At 70.3% G+C, this 16,771-nt stretch carries 17 protein-coding genes; 4 read left to right on the forward strand and 13 right to left on the reverse strand.

The genetic code is table 11. From position 1 onward, the window contains the following. Positions 1 to 27: 27 nt before the first annotated feature. The 6 genes from PV682_RS39025 to PV682_RS39050 all read right to left on the reverse strand — a co-directional run bounded on the left by PV682_RS39025 (position 28) and on the right by PV682_RS39050 (position 5,642). A complete protein-coding gene (locus PV682_RS39025) occupies positions 28 to 315 on the reverse strand; it encodes a hypothetical protein (RefSeq protein WP_319736952.1) in 288 nt (95 codons plus the stop codon). A gap of 418 nt (positions 316 to 733) precedes the next feature. Continuing rightward, positions 734 to 1,105: a DUF1330 domain-containing protein gene (locus PV682_RS39030; RefSeq protein WP_319736954.1), complete on the reverse strand. Its 372-nt coding sequence runs from the start codon at positions 1,103 to 1,105 to the stop codon at positions 734 to 736. A 49-nt stretch (positions 1,106 to 1,154) separates the two neighbouring features. Then, positions 1,155 to 2,117: a PDR/VanB family oxidoreductase gene (locus tag PV682_RS39035; RefSeq protein WP_319736955.1), complete on the reverse strand. Its 963-nt coding sequence runs from the start codon at positions 2,115 to 2,117 to the stop codon at positions 1,155 to 1,157. 54 nt (positions 2,118 to 2,171) lie between these two features. Then, positions 2,172 to 3,521 carry an SCP2 sterol-binding domain-containing protein gene (locus PV682_RS39040; RefSeq protein ID WP_319736956.1) on the reverse strand — a complete coding sequence of 450 codons (1,350 nt, stop codon included), beginning with the start codon at positions 3,519 to 3,521 and terminating at the stop codon, positions 2,172 to 2,174. Between the two features lie 437 nt (positions 3,522 to 3,958). Further along, positions 3,959 to 4,660, reverse strand: a complete 702-nt coding sequence (locus tag PV682_RS39045; protein ID WP_319736957.1) for an SDR family oxidoreductase — start codon at positions 4,658 to 4,660, stop codon at positions 3,959 to 3,961. 106 nt (positions 4,661 to 4,766) lie between these two features. Further along, the gene (locus PV682_RS39050; RefSeq protein ID WP_319736958.1) at positions 4,767 to 5,642 is read right to left on the reverse strand and encodes an alpha/beta fold hydrolase; all 876 of its coding nucleotides are present in this window, start codon (positions 5,640 to 5,642) and stop codon (positions 4,767 to 4,769) included. A gap of 255 nt (positions 5,643 to 5,897) precedes the next feature. Between PV682_RS39050 and PV682_RS39055 the strand changes: the two genes are divergently transcribed. Both PV682_RS39055 and PV682_RS39060 read left to right on the forward strand, forming a co-directional pair. Then, on the forward strand, positions 5,898 to 7,397 hold the full coding sequence (locus tag PV682_RS39055; RefSeq protein ID WP_319736960.1) for an MFS transporter: 1,500 nt from the start codon (positions 5,898 to 5,900) through the stop codon (positions 7,395 to 7,397). A 114-nt stretch (positions 7,398 to 7,511) separates the two neighbouring features. After that, positions 7,512 to 8,081, forward strand: a complete 570-nt coding sequence (locus PV682_RS39060; RefSeq protein ID WP_319736962.1) for a TetR/AcrR family transcriptional regulator — start codon at positions 7,512 to 7,514, stop codon at positions 8,079 to 8,081. 53 nt (positions 8,082 to 8,134) lie between these two features. Here the strand turns inward: PV682_RS39060 and PV682_RS39065 are convergent, their stop codons facing one another. The 7 genes from PV682_RS39065 to PV682_RS39095 form a co-directional block, all read right to left on the reverse strand. Further along, a complete protein-coding gene (locus tag PV682_RS39065; protein WP_319736964.1) occupies positions 8,135 to 8,467 on the reverse strand; it encodes a hypothetical protein in 333 nt (110 codons plus the stop codon). Beyond that, positions 8,464 to 8,850: a hypothetical protein gene (locus PV682_RS39070; RefSeq protein ID WP_319736966.1), complete on the reverse strand. Its 387-nt coding sequence runs from the start codon at positions 8,848 to 8,850 to the stop codon at positions 8,464 to 8,466. Before PV682_RS39070 ends, PV682_RS39065 begins: the two co-directional genes overlap by 4 nt. Continuing rightward, positions 8,847 to 9,140 (reverse strand): acyl carrier protein, encoded by a 294-nt coding sequence (locus PV682_RS39075; protein WP_319736968.1) that lies wholly within the window; start codon positions 9,138 to 9,140, stop codon positions 8,847 to 8,849. Before PV682_RS39075 ends, PV682_RS39070 begins: the two co-directional genes overlap by 4 nt. A 33-nt stretch (positions 9,141 to 9,173) precedes the next feature. Next, positions 9,174 to 10,880: a fatty acyl-AMP ligase gene (locus PV682_RS39080; RefSeq protein WP_319736970.1), complete on the reverse strand. Its 1,707-nt coding sequence runs from the start codon at positions 10,878 to 10,880 to the stop codon at positions 9,174 to 9,176. Between the two features lie 183 nt (positions 10,881 to 11,063). Then, on the reverse strand, positions 11,064 to 11,858 hold the full coding sequence (locus PV682_RS39085; protein ID WP_319736972.1) for a hypothetical protein: 795 nt from the start codon (positions 11,856 to 11,858) through the stop codon (positions 11,064 to 11,066). A gap of 687 nt (positions 11,859 to 12,545) precedes the next feature. Next, positions 12,546 to 13,043 (reverse strand): hypothetical protein, encoded by a 498-nt coding sequence (locus tag PV682_RS39090; RefSeq protein ID WP_319736976.1) that lies wholly within the window; start codon positions 13,041 to 13,043, stop codon positions 12,546 to 12,548. 494 nt (positions 13,044 to 13,537) lie between these two features. Next, positions 13,538 to 13,915, reverse strand: coding sequence for a nuclear transport factor 2 family protein (locus PV682_RS39095; RefSeq protein ID WP_319736977.1), 378 nt, complete (start codon positions 13,913 to 13,915; stop codon positions 13,538 to 13,540). Positions 13,916 to 14,022: 107 nt separating this feature from the next. On the opposite strand from PV682_RS39095, the gene PV682_RS39100 reads away from it, so the two are divergent. After that, a complete protein-coding gene (locus tag PV682_RS39100) occupies positions 14,023 to 15,522 on the forward strand; it encodes a competence protein CoiA family protein (RefSeq protein ID WP_319736980.1) in 1,500 nt (499 codons plus the stop codon). Positions 15,523 to 15,641: 119 nt separating this feature from the next. Further along, positions 15,642 to 16,679, forward strand: coding sequence for an NAD(P)-dependent oxidoreductase (locus PV682_RS39105; RefSeq protein WP_319736982.1), 1,038 nt, complete (start codon positions 15,642 to 15,644; stop codon positions 16,677 to 16,679). The last annotated feature ends 92 nt before the right edge of the window (positions 16,680 to 16,771 follow it).

Raw genomic sequence — 16,771 nt, forward strand, 5'->3', positions numbered from 1 at the left:
TCGGCCGGCGCTCCCTTCACGAACCTTTCATTGCCCGTCGCTCTCGGGGGTGGCGCGTTCCTGGCCGTGTCCGGGATTCACCGGCGGGTCGGTACGCGGTTCACGTATCCCGCTCTCCCCTCCGCCCTCGTCGCCCTCGATACCGTCCCGGACGGTTTCCTCACGCTCCGGCCAGGTCTTTTCCTCGGGGCCGCGCGTACGGAAAGAGAGAACCCGGCTGACTTTGATCTCTTTCACGTGATCACCCTTTTCCTGTTCCGCCCGATGCTTCTTTCCTGCCTGCCCTGTCTTGAATACGCCGCCCTGCCGCACCATGGAATCCGCACACTCCGGACCGCACGGGCACACTCCCCCGGCATTCCCCCGCGGCCCCGACGGCATCGGCACGGCACGGCTCTCTCCCAGCGTATGGAGGCGTCGTAGCCGCGTCCGCCGTGGCCCGTGGCCGCGTGCTCGGCATGCTGGAGCACACCCTCCCCCGCCCGATCCGCGTGGCTTGGAAGGTGACCGACGGGCAGTTGGTGGTGGAGGTCCGGGACGGCGGCGGCTGCGCCTCGTTCCCCCGGCATCAGGGCGAGTACCGGATGCGCGAGCGTCCGGCGCCGCTGGGCGGCGACTTCACCGTGGAGGCCGTGCCCGGCTGGGCCGCCACGCTCACCGCCCGGCACCGGGCTCGAACCGCCGCGCGGCCTCAGCCCGCGCGAACGCGAGCGGCGGCCCTGGGCCGCGGGTGTCAGGGCTTGAGCACGGCCAGTACATCGTCGAGGGAGACGGCGGTGGGGTCGCTCATGTCGAGGCCGCCGAACGTCTGCCAGACGTAGGAGGCGGTCCCGTTCTCCCGCAGGGGATGCAGGTCGGCCAGCTCGGGATCGTCCCGGAAGCTGTTGAACGCCTCTTCCGACTCCCATTCGACGAGGAACAGGACCTGCCGTGGCGTGAGGTCACCGGCCACGTTGTCCTGGAAGCGGCCGAATGCCACCATGCGCCCGCCGTATCGCGGAGCGACTTCGGGCAGCCGGCTGAAATACGTGAGGTATTTCTCCAGGTCGACCACATCGAACAGGTTGAGGGCGTAGAACTTCTTCTGCCGTGAGTCCTCGGTCATTTCTGGTATTCCTCTCCGGGCAATCGCGTTTTCATTGGTCGGACGGAGATCAGAGGTCGAGGACCAGGCGGTCGCCCTTGGCGCGGGAGACGCAGATCATCATGGTGTCGCCGGCGGCGCGTTCCTCGTCGTCCAGGACGGAGTCGCGGTGGTCGATCTCGCCGGAGAGGACGGTCGTCTCGCAGGTGCCGCAGATGCCTTCCTCGCAGGAGGTCATCACGGAGACGCCGGCGTCCGCGACGGCTTCCAGGATGGTCATGTCCTGGGAGACCTTCAGCGTCCGGCCGCTCTGGGCGAGTTCGACCTCGAAGGTGGTGCGCGGGCCGGTGTCGGCGTCCTGTTTCGGGGCGAAGCGCTCCAGGTGGAGGGAGCCGGCGGGCCACTTCTCGCAGCCGGTCTCGACGGCCGCGAGGAGGGGTTCGGGACCGCAGGTGTAGACGGCCGTCTTCCGTTGCGGCTTGCCGAGCAGGGAGGGCAGGTCCAGGAGGCCGTACTCGTCCTGGGGGTGCAGGGTCACCCGGTCTCCGTACGTCTGTCGCAGGGTCTCGGCGAAGGCCATGGACGCTCGGGTACGGCCGCCGTAGACGAGGCGCCAGTCGGCGCGGGTCGCGTCGACGGCCGCGATCATGGGGAGGATCGGGGTGACGCCGATGCCGCCGGCGATGAACAGGTAGTTCTTGGCCTTCACGAGGGGGAAGTGGTTGCGCGGGCCGCGGATGCGCACGGGTTCGCCCGCGGTGAGCGCGTCGTGCACGTGGCTCGACCCGCCCCGGCTCTCCGGTTCGCGCAGCACCGCGACCTGGAGGCGGGACCGGTCCGCCGGGTCGCCGCACAGCGAGTACTGCCGGACGAGGCCGGCTCGCAGGACCAGGTCGATGTGTGCTCCCGGTTCCCATTCCGGGAGGGGCCGGCCTGCCGGGGCGCGCAGTGTCAGCAGGACGACGCCGTCGGCTATCGCTTCTTTGCGGTCGAGTACGAGGTCGAGTTCGACCTCGGTGCCGGGATTGCTCATGGCCTGACTTTCTTCTCGTGGGGGTGATTCGGTGGTACGCGATTCCGTGGCCGGTCAGGACGGGAAGCAGCGGCCGAATTCGCGCAACAGCCGGGGAGAGCCCTGGAGTTTGATCTGCCGGCGGACGAGGGCCCAGGCCAGCACGGTCGGTTTGGTGAGGAACCGCAGCCAGGTGGCCGTGTCGGCGGTGACCTTGAGGTCCGCGTCGCCGTGGTGTCCGTCGGTGATGCCGAGTTCGCGGTCGCGGATGGTCACGGTGATCTGCCGGGACTCGTCGCCGGTGAAGGTGAAGTGGTAGGTGGCGGACATGTCCTTGGCCTGTTCGCGCTGGAAGATCAGCGGCATGCCTTCCACGAGGCCGTCGATGCTGTGCGCGCGCAGGCTCATCGCGACGTGTTTCGTCCGCTTGTTGGGGAACTGTTTGGCCACGTGCTGCTCGGCGTCGGAGCCGGAGACGACGTAGACGGTCTCTTCCTTGTCCATCAGGGGGCGTACGACCTGGGTCAGGTGGGACTTGCGGTTCTCCAGCCAGGGCCCGATGACGTCCTCGCCGGCCGGGCACACCGACATGCAGTAGGCCGCTTTGTAGTTGGCGCCGAAGGACAGGCTCTGCCACATGGACGCGCTCTCGGCGTCGCTCACGCGCGAGCGGTAGTCGTCGGCGGTGCGGCTCTCGGCGACCTGTTCCGCCCAGTCGCCGAATCCCCCCATGAATTCGCGGTAGTTGTGCGTGTAGCAGGCGGAGAAGTTGAAATGCCCGTCGGACGCGATCGCCCCGGTCGGGCAGGCCGTCACACACAGTTTGCATTCCAGGCAGGGGTTGTAGTCGATGGGCCGGGTGTATTCGCTGACCTCGGCGTCGACGAGGATGGTGCCCAGGAGGATGAAATTGCCGAACTGGGGGTGGATGACGTTGCGGTGGATTCCCATCCGGCCGAGTCCGGCCGCCACGGCGACCGGCTTGTGGGAGACGACCCACGCCTTCCTGGGGAATTTGTCCATCTCCATCGGAAAGCCCATCGCGGGGTTGATGGCGCGTACGCCCATCGCCTCCAGTTCCCCCACCACGTGCCGCCCGATCTCGTTGGTGTGGTCGCCTGTGTGGTGGAACTCCAGGTTGGCCACCGAGCGCGCCGGGGTGCGGATGTTCTCCCGGTTCATCCGGGTCACGAAGCTGATCAGCGTACGGACACCCGGCAGCGCGGCTTCCAGGTCCGCCCGCTGGTCGGCGATGTCCGCCCGGCCGATCTCGACGAACCCGACGTCGTCCGCACCCGCGTCGAGGCACAACTGCCGCAGCCGGTCGGCGTCCAGCGGCCCGGTGGGCCGGGTGACGCCGCGATCGTCCCGCTGGCGGACCTTCACGACGGTGGGATGGTCGCCGAGCCTGTTCTTACCGGCCATCGGGCTTCCTTTCCTGTTGTCTGACGTGGGGTGAGGTACGCGTGACCGCGTCACGCACTTCGGTGGGGGGTGGGGCCGGCAGGCCGTGTTCGGCGGCGAGTTCGGCCGGACGCCGGGCAGGGCGCACGGCGGACGCGCGGGGTGAGGGCCGGTGGTGAGAGCGGAGGCGCACGGGGCCCGTCTCCTCGCCGCCGCCCCGCGTACCGGATGCGGGGGCGGCTCTCCAGCACTCGTCGCACGGTCTTCGGCGGGCGTACGAGCAGGGTCTCCGACCGGTCGGCGGCGCCACGGTTTCCGCCGCCACCGGTCAGCGCGGTGTGCGGTGCCGAATCGGCGAGGATCTTCGCGCAGCCCTCCGCCACGTCGTACCGCGGACGGGTCGGGTCTTTGACATCAGGGGGGCCTTCGCCGGATCGGCAGGGCCCGGTCTCGGCGTGCTACTGGTTCAGTTGGGCGTACAGCGCTTCCAGATCCGCGGACAGCTGGGACTTGACCCAGCGGGTGGTGTCGTCGGCGAGGACCTCGTGGGCTCCCGCCTCGATGCCGTCGAGCGCCGCCCGCGCGACGTCGCGGGGGTCGGCCTTGGGCGCGTCGAGCCCCGACGTCAGGTCGGTGTCCACGTAGGCGACGTGGAGGCCGGTCACCGCGATGCCGCGCGGCTTCAGTTCCAGGCGCAGGGAGTTGGTCTGCGACCACAGGGCGGCCTTCGAGGCGCTGTAGGGCGTGCCGTCGGCCAGCCACGACAGGGCGGAGTGGACGTTGAGGATGTGTCCGCCGCCGTTGCGCTCGATGATCGGCGCGAAGGCGCGGGTGAGCAGCAGCGGGCCGTAGAAGTTGGTCTCCAGGTCCTGGCGTACGTCCTGCATCGGGGAGTCGAGGTAGGAGGCGCGGACCGAGGCGCCGGCGTTGTTGATCAGGACGGTGACGTCCTGGGCGCGTTCGGCGGCGGCCGTCACGGACGCCGGGTCGGTCACCTCCAGGGGGAGCGCGACGGCGCGGGAGTGGGTCACGGTGCGCGGGTCGCGGGCCGTCGCGTAGACCTTGGCTGCGCCGCGGTCGAAGAGTTCCTCGACCAGCGCCCTGCCGATGCCCCGGCCGCCTCCGGTGACGAGGACGGTGGCGCCCTTGAGTGTTGTCACAACTGCCTCCAGAGAATGGGAAACCGATCGGTTTCATCGACTGTAAACCGATCGGTTTCCGGTGGCAAGTCAGTGCGTCACCAGCCCCGTACCGCCGGACGGGCGGTCACGCCGCCTCGTTGAGCAGGCCGGCCAGTACGTCGGGCCTCTCCAGGGCGATGAAGTGGCCGGCCTTCGGCACCTGCGTGAAGTCGGCGGCGGGCAGCAACCGCCTGTTGGCCTCGCGGTCCGAGGGCCGGGACCAGTCCTTCTCCCCGTAGACGAGGTGGATCGGGGCCTTGACCTCGGTGTAGCGCGAGCGGGCGGCGATGAGGCTGGGCATGGCCTGGAACACACCCCGGGCGACGACCGGGTAGCCGGGACCGCGGCCCACCTGGAGGAGTTCGTCCAGGTAGTCCTCCCGCAGCGCGCTCTTGTCGCCGAGGCCGCCCTGCATGATCGCGCGGAGGGCGGGCTTGGGCTGGAGCCCCGCGATCATCGTGCCCACCCCGGGGGCGAGGGCGCCGCTGACGACGAATCGGGCGAGCAGGCTGGAGCGGGCGACCCCGCCGCGGAAGTCGTAGGCGTTCACCGCGACGACGCGCCGCACCCGCTCCGGGAGATCGGCCGCGGTGGTGAGGGAGAGCACAGCCCCCATGGACTCCCCGACCAGCGTGACGTCGTGGAGGTCGAGTTCGGTCAGGAGCCGCTTGACGCCCGCACGCATGGCCGGCTCCTCGTACGAGGCGCCGGGCACGATCTCGGAGTAGCCCATCCCCGGCAGGTCGAGGGCGTAGACGGTGTAGCGGTCCGAGACCAGCGGGATGAGGTGGCGGAAGTGCTCGGCCTGCGTGCGCACGGTGTGCAGCAGGACCAGGGGCGCGCCGCTGCCTGCCTTGAGGTAGCGCAGCGCTCCCTCACGGCCGTACCCCGCGCGCGGGGCGAGCGTGTGGCTGGTGGTTCCGAGGATGTGGATCGTGGGACGGGTCTCGTGGTGGGGCATCTCGCCGACTCCTTGCGCATGTGCTGCGGACGGGTGACTCGGGTGCGGTCCGGCGGAGCGGACGGCCAGCCGGGGACGGTCATGCCCGCACGAGGCGAAACCGATCGGTTCTCGCCAATGGTAAACCGACCGGTTTCCACACGCAATCCCAGGCAGCCACCCCGGTTGCATCATGGAAACCGATCTGTTTACCTAGATGGAAACAGATCGGTTTCCGGCCACTCGTGGGCCTGTGACCAGCGACCAAGGGGAAACGTGAGTACCACCTTCGACCGCGAGGCACCCGCCTCGCGAAAAACAGACCCGGGCCGCCGCGGCTCCCACGCCATGCGCTGGTGGGTGCTCGTCGTGCTGGGCACGGCGCAGCTCATGGTCACGCTCGACGCGACCGTCGTGAACATCGCGCTGCCCGCGGCCCAGCACGACCTCGGCTTCAGCGACGGCAGCCGGCAGTGGGTCATCACGGGATACGCCCTGGCGTTCGGCAGCCTGCTGCTGCTCGGCGGCCGGCTCGGTGACCTCTTCGGCCGTCGCACCACCTTCGTGACCGGCCTGATCGGTTTCGCGGGCGCGTCCGTCATCGGCGGCGCGGCCGGCAGCTTCGACGTCCTGGTCGGGGCGCGGGTGGCCCAGGGGCTCTTCGCCGCCCTGCTGGCACCCGCGGCCCTCTCGCTGCTCAGCGTGACCTTCACCGAGCCGTCCGAGCGGCCGAAGGCGTTCGGCATCTTCAGCGCACTGTCCGGTGCGGGGGCCGCGGTCGGGCTGCTGCTCGGCGGCATGCTCACCGAATGGACGTCGTGGCGCTGGGTGATGTACGTGAACGTCGTCTTCGCGGGCGTCGCGCTCGTCGGAGCGCTGTTGCTGCTGGCCAAGCCCGCGGTCACCGAACGGCCCCGCATCGACATCCCGGGCACCCTCACGGTCAGCGCCGCGCTGTTCGCGATCGTCTACGGCTTCGCGCACGTCGAGTCCACCAGTTGGACCGACCCGGTCAGCCTCGGGTCCCTGGTGGCCGGTGTCGTGCTGCTCGCGGTGTTCGTCTGGCTGGAGTCCAAGGTCGCGCACCCGCTGCTGCCGCTGCGACTCGTGCTGGACCGGACCCGCGGCGGCGCGTTCATGGCGGTGTTCGTCCTGGGCATGGGGATGTTCTCGATCTTCCTGTTCCTGACCTACTACCTGGAGGCCAGCATCGGCTACTCGCCGATCGAGGCCGGTCTGGCGTTCCTGCCGATGGTCGCGGGCATCGTCGCCTCGTCGACCACGACGCCGTCGCTGGTGCTGCCCAGAGTCGGACCGAAGGTCGTGATCACCGCCGGGTTCCTGGTCTCCGCCTCCGGCATGGCCCTGCTGACCCGGCTCGGCCTGGACAGCACGTACGTGGCCCACATCATGCCCGGGATGATCCTGCTGGGTCTGGGCATCGGCGCCGTGATGACCACCGCGTTCCAGGGGGCGACCTCGGGCGTGCACCACGAGGACACTGGCGTCGCCTCCGCGCTGATCAACACCAGCCAGCAGGTGGGCGGCTCGATCAGCACGGCGCTGCTGACCACCGTCGCCTCGTCGGCCACGACCGACTACCTGACCTCGCACAAGCCCGGCGCGCTGACCATGGCGCAGGCCGGGGTCGAGGGCTACACGGCCACCCTCGCGTGGGGCGCCGGGATCTTCGTGATCGGCGCCGTGCTCTCGGCCTTCCTGATTCCGAACCGGGCTCTGGTGCCGTCGGAGGGCGAGCCGATCATCGCCCACTGAGTACGGGTCCCCGGGTGGCGCGCGCCCGCGTGCGGGCGGCGCCGCGCGGCGCCTGCGACGAAGCTCATAAACCGATCGGTTTCCTTCTGGGTGGAATCGCGTTAACCTCGCAGTATGACCACCGAAGTGAAACCAAGCCCCCGGGAGCGGCTGCTGGAGGCGGTTGCCACCCTGACCTACCGGGACGGCGTCGGCATCGGCGTCGACGCGCTCTGCAAGGCGGCGGGGGTGTCCAAGCGCTCCCTGTACCAGCTGTTCGACACCAAGGACGAACTCCTCGCGGCGAGCCTGGAGGAACGCGCCACCGCCTTCGTCGCGACCCTCCTGCCCCCGGCGGACGACGGCCGCTCCCCCCGCGAGCGGATCCTCCACGTCTTCGAACAGGCCGAACTCCAGGCGGACGCCCCCGAGTTCCGCGGCTGCCGGTATCTCGCCGTACAGATCGAGCTCAAGGACAAGGACCACCCCGCCAGCAAGGTCGCCCACCGCATCAAGGGGAACCTCACGGCGTTCTTCCGCTCCGAGGCCGAACGGGGCGACGCCGCCGATCCCGGTCTCCTGGCCCGGCAGCTCATCCTCGTCTTCGACGGCGCCAGCGCCCGCGCGGGCATCGGCGCCGACAGCCTCACCGGACTCGTCACCCCCACCGTCGTCACGCTCCTCGACGCGGCGGACATCCACTGACGCGAGCAGGCGCACGGTCGAGCGGGTTTCCCGGCTGCCGCCTCCAGGGCGGCTCAGTTCTCCCATGCAGGGCTGGTGTTGGGCGGGTAGCCAGAGCTGGAGGCGCTGTTCACCCAGTCGTCCACCTCCTGCCCGTCCCATTCCAGCAGCGTCTCGGCCTGCCGGACGCGCATGCCGTAGTCGAGGCTCCCGAAAAGCCTGGTGACGGTGATCTGCTGATTCAGATGCCGGTATCCCTTGCCCGCCTCGTACTCCATCCGCACCGTGGTCCGCAGCAGCCCGAGGCGCAGATCCCCGTTCACCACGGTCAGGACCCCCTGCTGCACATTGCTGCCCTTCTCCCACCGCCCCTCGTTCTCGACCGCCAGCTGGCCGATCTTCTTCACGGAGAGAGGGACGAGATGGACGCACTCTTGCTGTCGGGTCCGATGACGTCGGTGAGGAACGGCATCTCCTGGAACCGGGACACGAACTGGGCCCACGCGAAGGGGTCGAAGACCGTGGACGACGGGTCGAAGCCGGCGGACTCCTCGGTCCTGCGCAGGATGGTGGCGGCCACGGACTGCCACGAGCCGAAATCCGACAGGGGCCCCAGTCCGGGCAGCTCCCTGCCGTCCCCGCCGTAGGTGTTGCCGACCCCGGTCTCCTGGCTGCCGTGGTCGGGCTCGCGGCCGTCGGGGCCCGGCAGCCCGGGTGCCTGCCTGGTCTCCGCCCAGGTGGCGATCGCCGCGGCCTCCCGCCGTAACTCCTCCGGGCCCAGAGCGCTCATGGCTGCCCTCCGGTACTCAGGACGCGGCCGGCGTACCGTTCGCGCGACGCGCAGATCAACCGCTCGATGTCCCGCACCGTCCGCACCAGGCGGATGGCCTCGAAACCCAGGTTGACCCGGAAGCCCAGCTCGACAGCGCCCAGCAGCCGCAGGAGCTTCATGGAGTCGACGCCCGGCAGGTCTCCCACCAAGGTGGTGTCCTCGATGCCCTCGGCGCTGCCGAGGTCCAGCTTCGCGCGGATCAGGGAGTACAGCTGCTCCCGCTCCTGGGGGGTCAGACGGGTGTTCATGGCTGCTCCTCGTGGAGGGCGTACGGATGGTGGTCAGCTCGTCCGGAAAGCTCCGTCGAGATACTGCTGCCGTGTCCTGCTCCGCCTCACCTTGCCGCTGGAGGTCTTGGGCAGCTCCCCCGGCGCCAGCAGCAGGACGTCCGCCACCGGCAGGGACAGCTGCGTCTGGACGTGGCCGCGGACCTGCCGCGCCACCGTGGCGGCCTCCCCCTCGCGCAGCTCGGCGACCACCACCACCTCCTCGGTGGCCCGGCCCGGCCGGGTGAAGGCCACGACGTTGCCCTTGCGCAGACCGGGCACCTCGGCCGCGGCCCACTCCACCGTCTGCGGGTCGTGATTGCGGCCGTTGACGATCAGCAGGTCCTTCTTGCGGCTCGTCACGTAGAGGACGCCGTCCGCCAGGTATCCGCAGTCCCCCGTGCGCAGGCCGTGAACCGTGAAGCTGCGCCGGGTCGCCTCCGCGTCACCGTGGTAGCCCGCGGCCACGCTCGGCCCCTGGAAGACCACCTCGCCGATGTGCCGCTCCGGCAGCGGATTCCCGTCGTCGTCCACGACGAGGACGCGGTGACCGGCGACGGGACGCCCGCAGGGTACGAACGCCACCCGCTCCCCGGGGGCGTCCGTCCGCGACGCGGGCCGCGCGAGGCCGTTCGCGTGGTACGGCTCCTTCTGGACGACGTCCGGGGCGAACGGAGCGCCGGTCTCGCCGAACGTGATCGCGAGCGTCGCCTCCGCCATGCCGTAACACGGCACCACGGTCCCCGGCCGCAGCCCCGCCGCCGCGAAGTGCGCCGCGAACGAGCGCAGCGTCTGCGGGTGGTTGGGCTCGGCGCCGCAGCCCACGACCCTCACGCGGGACAGGTCCAGCCGCCGGAGCTCCTGCGCGGAGGTGTGCTTGACGGCGAGCGCCAGGCCGAAGTTGGGCGCGAAGGTCACCGTCGCGCGGTGGCGGCTCACCGTCTCCAGCCAGGTCCTCGGCGAGAGCGCGAAGCGCAGCGTCGGAAGGAAGCTCACCGGGCAGCGCGCGATCAGCGGCGCCAGCACGAAACCGACCAGCCCCATGTCGTGGTACAGGGGCAACCAGCTCACGCCCCGGTCCCGCCCGCCCTCCAGGCGCAGAGCGCCGATGATGGCCGCGCAGTTGGCGAGCACGCCGGCGTGCGTGACCCGCACTCCCTTGGGGGCCGCGGTGCTGCCCGAGGTGAACTGGAGGAACATCACGTCCTCCGGGAGGACCGCCTCGGGCTCGGGCGCGCTCCCCTCCAGCGGCTCGGTGAAGAACTCCTGCGCGACGACGGCCCGTACGCCCTCGACCGCCTGGAGGAGCGGGGCCAGCAGGTCCGCCAGGCTCCGGGACGTCAGGAGCACGCGGGCTCCCGACGCGCGGAGGATGCCGGCCGCGTCCTCGCGGTACGTCTCGGACCTGCCGAAGCTCAGAGGCGGATACATGGGGACCGGGACGACGCCCACCGAGACCGCGCCCAGGAAGGTGAGGACGAACTCCTGCTCGTCGGGGACGACGAGCGCGACACGCTCGCCCTTGCGCAGGCCGCTCCGGAGCAGCAGGCGCCCCCGGCGCAGGGCCTCCCGCGACAGCTCCGACCAGCTTGCGAACTGCTCGCGCCCATCCTCCTGGACGAAGGTGAAGCCGCTGTCCGCGTGGGCGAGGTTCTCGGCGAGGACCTGGGTGAAGGTCGAGGCCGCCGCTTGTTCGGGAGGCGGCGCTTCTTCGGAGGACATGAGACCTGCCTGGGGCGAAGGGGTTGCGGTGTGAGTCCGGTGGGCTGCGTCCGCGGGGGTGGTGGGCGGCGCCGGTACGGCTACCGTGAGCTGCTGGCCGGCTGCCGCCGCTACGGGCGTCAGGCCGAGCACTTCCTCGCCCTCACCGCCGTCGCCCGTACCCTCGCCGGCCGAGCCGGCGTCTCACTGGTTCCACGCGGGGCTGTCGTTGGGTTCCTTCGAGGCGCTGGCCGTGTCGTTCACCCAGTCGTCCACCTCCTTGCCGTCCCAGTCGCGCAGTTTGTCGGCATGGCGCTTGCACATGTCGAAGTCGAGCACGCCGTAGCCGCGGTAGACCTTCAGGGTCTGCTGCAACTGCTCGTACCCCTTGCCCTTCTTGTACTGCATCGCCACCTCGGTCCGGACGGCCCCGACGATGAGGCTGCCGTTGCTGCGCGACAGGACCCCGACCTGCTGGTTGTTGTTCTTCTCCGTCTGCCCCGAGTTCTCGAGCGCCAGCGTGGCCATCTTCTTGATGCTCGTCAGGACGCCCTGGTAGTTCTGCGGCGTCATGAGGCTCTCGATCAGGTCCGACACCGCGTTGACGCCCTTCTCCAGGGAGAGCGAGGAGATCGACGGGTTGCGGTAGTCGACGTTCCAGTGCAGGAAGAAGGGGATCGTGGAGAACTTGGCGAGGAAGTTGTTCCAGGCGACCGGGTCGAAGGTCGCACTCCCCGGGTTGAAACCGCTGATGGTCTCCGCCTTGTGCACGATCGTGCTGGCGACGGACTCCCACGTGCCGAAGTCCGCCAGAGGCCCCAGGTCGGGCAGCGAACTGCCGTCTCCGACCGCGTTGTTGCCCACCGCCTGGTCGTTGCTCCCGGAGGCGAGCCGCGACAGCTCGGCCCGCGCGGCGGTGTCCGGCTCGGGGGGAGGCATCTCCCACAGCGCGATTCCCGCGGCCTCCAGGATCGACGGGGACTGACTGATCTCGGTCATGCCGGCTCCTTGTCTACGGATGAGGTGCTGCACAGCGGTACGAGACGACGTACGAAGAAGGAGGTTCAGCCGCTCCGGGAGCGGAGGCGGGGTTTTCCGTTACTGCGACCGCGTCCGCGGACTGCCGCTCTCCGCGTCATCTCGCGGCACTGGCAGCTGAATGCTTCGGTGCGCGCAGGCAGGTCAGTGGCGCGGGTCCGTTGCTCGATACGCCTGCCATCACTGCGTCTCCCGTCCGAGGACACGGCACATCGGGCGCCGGGGGCCCACGTCGATGAGGGTGGGATGCCCCAGAGCAAGCGAGAGCCTAACCGCCGTACTCCCGTGGCCCTGCACACCTCTTCCGGACGATGCCGCCAAGACGGAAATGACGCCCTTGCGCCGTTGCGTCGGATGGCAACCGGCCCTCCGACCTCCGGCGGGGACCGGCGCCGGCCTTCTGTCGCCGGCCACATATGTCCCAGGCATAGACAGCGGAACGCTCCCGCCCGCCCCGCCCACCCGGGCGAGCGTCGGCTGCCGCTGCACGGAATCCGCCAAGAGCGGCCGAGCGGCGGCACGGAGGGGCCCGCCCGGTGGCCGGAACACGGTGTCACCCCGTACTCCAAGGCCGTCCCGCCTGTGTGGTCGCCCACGCGTCGGTGCGGGCGTCCCGGTGGCGAGCTGTGCGAGGGACACACGCTTACGTCAGCGCCGCCGCCGGCAGCTCTCCACGTGGGCACGCCGCGCGTCGATGAGGGGAACGATGTCGTCGACCGTCTCAAGGGCCAGGTTCCCGATCGCCCCGCGTCCGGCCACCAGGATCTTGTGCTCCCCGACGGCCACCTCCACCCGCCGTGTCTCCGGGCCGCGATGCAGCGTGCCCAGGGCGGGCAGATCGTCGACCCGGACTTCGAGGTCCTGTGAGGGAACGGACTGGACGTCCGGCTGGACGTCGGGGTGGAACGCCTGACCGGGAAGCTCGCGCCACGTGGTGACGCGTGCGTGCTCCTGACTCGTGTCCCACGGCCCGTGAATGAGCGTTGCGGACTGCCAGACACCGTTCACCCGATGGCTCTCCCCCAGGGTGCAAGGCGTTTGCTGCGGGGAGCGCAAGCGGTAGATCATCGGACGATCGCCATGGAACGCCTGGATCGGTTTCCGGGTCTGGCAGGGGCCGTACGCGGTGGCCCGTGCCTTGTCCACGAGTGGCGGTTCCCGCCATGGCGGTGTCGTCCCCGGGACAGAGGTGTTGGGCGGGACAGTTCGTGACGTCACGGTTCGTACTGCCTCGCGGTGATGTTCTCGGTGGTGGCGGCCATGTGCGGGGGAAGCCACGACGAGTCCGGCACCGTGGCGGGCACTCGCCGCACAGCCGGGCAGGCGGCGCGGGAAGAGATCGGTCACGGTGGCCCGGTAGAGCATCGGAGTCGGCCGCGACCGGGATGGCGATACGGCCGGGCGTGCCCGCCGGCATCCCCCTGGTGCGGAGCGCTGCGGCGAGGGCGGCGCGGCGAGCACGTGTTCCCGCTCGCCGTTGAGGTCCGGGGGCCAGGCTCACCGCCGTGTCGTCCGCGCCGGACGCGAGGCACAGCTCGCGCAGCCGGGCGGCGTCGATCGCTTTCGGCGGGTTCGGGATGTCACCGGCCTCGCGGCGGGCGAGGAGGGCCCGCGCGGAGGGGTGGGCAGCGGCAGGCGAGTTAGGACGGGGACGGCTCGATCTCCCCCGCGAAGACGATGACCTGGTCGATGAGGCTGCGCCGCAGATGGACGACGTCCGTCCCCGCCAGCCGGGGGCCTCCGTCCGGTGTGGTGAAGACCCACTGGTACCGGGCCCATTCACCCGGCATGTCGACCGCCGAGCAGCGCACCATCGTGCCGGCCCCCGCCGGGTGGCGTCGGAGGTCCAGCACGAACCGCTCGACCGCCACGATTCCCTCACTGCGGCCCAGCGGCCCCCAGAAGACGACGTCCGAGGTCAGGGCCTGGGAGAGCAGGTCGGTCACATAGATGTCGTCCGAGGCGTTGAACGCGGAGATGAACGTGTCGATCGCGGAGCGTGCGGTCTCTTCCTGCATGCCCCAGTAATACCAGCCGTCGCACGTGCGCTCGTCGCACAGGCCCCGGGGGCGATGTCAGTGCCCCGAGCCATACTGGCCCCTCAGCGACCGACAGGGGGGCCAGCGTGGCGTTCAGGGCTGTGCACGCGCAGTGGGGGACCGTCTTCGCGCACTTGCCCGATCTCGGGTGCGGGCGCGATTGGGATGCCGTGTGGAGGGCCCGGCCGGCCGCGCCGATCACCTGCGACGAGTGCCACCACCCCATGCACGCGAAGATCTCCCGCACCGGCCTGCGGTTCTTCGCCCACGCCCCCGGTGCCCCCACCTGCGCGCTGGGCCTGGAATCCGTCGCCCACCACCTCCTCAAGCTCGAACTCGCCACCGCCGCCCGCGAGGCCGGCGCCCACGCCGAGCTCGAAGTCCCCGGCCCCGGCGGCACCTGGCGCGCCGACGTCCTGGCCACCGGCCCCGCCGGGACCTGGAGAACGGCCCTGGAAGCGCAGCTCGCCCCGATCACCGGCACCGGGATCGCGGCCCGCACGGCCAGGATGCGCGCCGACGGGGTCGCCTCGATCTGGTTCAGCGACCGGCCCCGGCCGCCCTGGCTCGGCGCTGTCCCGTCCGTGCGCGTGGAACGGGCCGTGGGGGGCACGCGGTTGGCGGTCGTCGAGGGGCTGGTGAAGTTCGACGGCCGCAGGTGGAGTGCCGTTCCGGCCTCCCTCACGGAGTTCCTCGGCTGGGCGTTCGCCCACCGGATCGTCCCGCACACGCCGCGCGTCCCGCTGGCGTACCCGCACCGGCCGCTCGGCACGGTGTGGACGGCGCCGCAATACGTCACCGCCGAGGACGTCCACCTCGCCGAGGAAGAGCGCCGTCGGCGCGAGCGCGAGCCCCGGCTGGCCGCGCTGCGGGCGGCGCACGACAGGAGGCGGGAGGAGATACGCGCGAAGAACGCCGCCTCCCGTGCGAAGGCCCTGCGCGCGGCGGCGGAGACCGAACGGGCCGCCCGTGCGACCGGGGACGGCGAGTCACGGGAGGCCGCCCTGCGCCTGCGTCCCGGTATCGGCCTGGCCCTGGCGCTCCTCGCCGACGAGCACGGCGTCACCGCGACCGTGGGCTTCAGCACCGGCGATCCCCGCTACGCGGGCGGTGTCCCCCTCGTCGACGAGCACGGTGTCACGGCCGCGGTCTTCGACCCGGACCCCGGGCGGGTTCTCGGCCGGTCCTTCCGGCTCCTGGCGGGCCTCCTCCTGATCTTCCCGGGCCGCAGGGAGCGGCAGCGTTTCGAGAAGGCCATGAAGCGGACCAGGTACCAGCCGGTCGACGGCTACCGGACCGCCTTCGTCGAGGCCCCGCCCGCAGGACCCGTCCTCTCCTCCCGGCCGCCCGCGCCCCGCATCCCCGCGTGCGCCTGCGCCACCCCGCGGCTCGTCGCGAGGATCCAGAACGCCGAGTACCCCGCCGAGCCGAGCGCCCGGATGGGCCCCGCCGCCGCGCTCTTCCGAGCCGAGTGCCGGACGTGCGGCGGCAGGTACGAGAAACCCTGGCGCCGGACCGGCGACACGCCCGTCGACCGGCTGGACAGCGGCGCCATCTCGGGCGGCGACGCACGCCGAGGACCCTGAGCAGGTCGCTCGGACCCCGGCAACCGAGGCGCACCCTGCGGGCTCACGCGGGCCGCATATGGTCGCCGTATCCAAAACCGCATACGCACCGGCAACTTGACGCCGCCTTAGCTGGAGGCATGTCCTACCGCGAACCAGCACGAACGGCGGCCCGCCGCAATCGGTCGCCGGCGCCGCCCCTCTCCCCCGCCCCGGTGACCGGAATCACCGCCTACGGATGCGAGCGGGACGAAGCGGCGTTGTTCCGGGAGTTGGCGCCGCGTTTCGGTGTCGCGCCGGTCGTCACGGCGGCGGCGGTGTCCGAGAGCAATGCGGAGCTGGCGTCGGGAAACCGGTGCATCAGCGTCGGCCACAAGACGCGGATCTCGCGTTCCACGCTCCTGGCGCTCAGGCAGGTCGGCGTGACGTACATCTCCACGCGGAGTATCGGCCGCGACCATATCGACGTGGAATACGCGGCGAGCGTCGGGATTTCCGTCGGGAATGTCACGTATTCGCCGGACAGTGTTGCCGATTACACCCTGATGCTGATGTTGATGACGGTCCGGAACGCGAAGTCCACCGTTCTCCGCGCGGCCGGCCATGACTTCCGGCTGAACGCCGTCCGGGGAAAGGAGCTGCGCGATCTGACGGTCGGGGTCGTCGGGACCGGGCGTATCGGCACGGCGGTCATGGACCGGCTACGAGGTTTCGGCTGCCGCGTCCTCGCCTGCGGAAAACACCCCGACACAGCGGCCGGTCACGTTCCTCTCGGCGAACTGCTGCGGCTGAGCGACATCGTGACGCTCCATACGCCGCTCACCCCACAGACGCACCACCTTCTCGATCACCGGCGCATCGGGCAGCTGAAAGCGGGCGCGTTCGTCATCAACACCGGACGCGGTTCCCTCATCGACACCGACGCGCTCGTTACGGCGCTGGAGAGCGGCCACGTGGGCGGTGCGGCACTGGATGTCGTCGAAGGGGAGGAAGGCGTCTTCTACGCCGACCGCAGAGAAAAACCCATCGAGAACGAAACGCTGCTGCGGCTGCTGAAGCTGCCGAACGCGCTGATCAGTCCGCACACCGCCTATTACACGGAACACGCGCTCAGCGACACGATCGCGAATTCCATCACCAACTGTCTCACCTTCGAAAGCGGGAACCAGCATGGCTAAGACTTGTCCCGTAAATGATCTCTGACATGGTCGGTGACCTGCTCGTTTCTTCGTCATCCGGCCAGTGTGAGGTTGTGCAGTCGGGCGATGCC

It is taken from the genome of Streptomyces niveiscabiei (assembly GCF_033794345.1).
In the GTDB taxonomy this organism is placed as follows: domain Bacteria; phylum Actinomycetota; class Actinomycetes; order Streptomycetales; family Streptomycetaceae; genus Streptomyces; species Streptomyces niveiscabiei.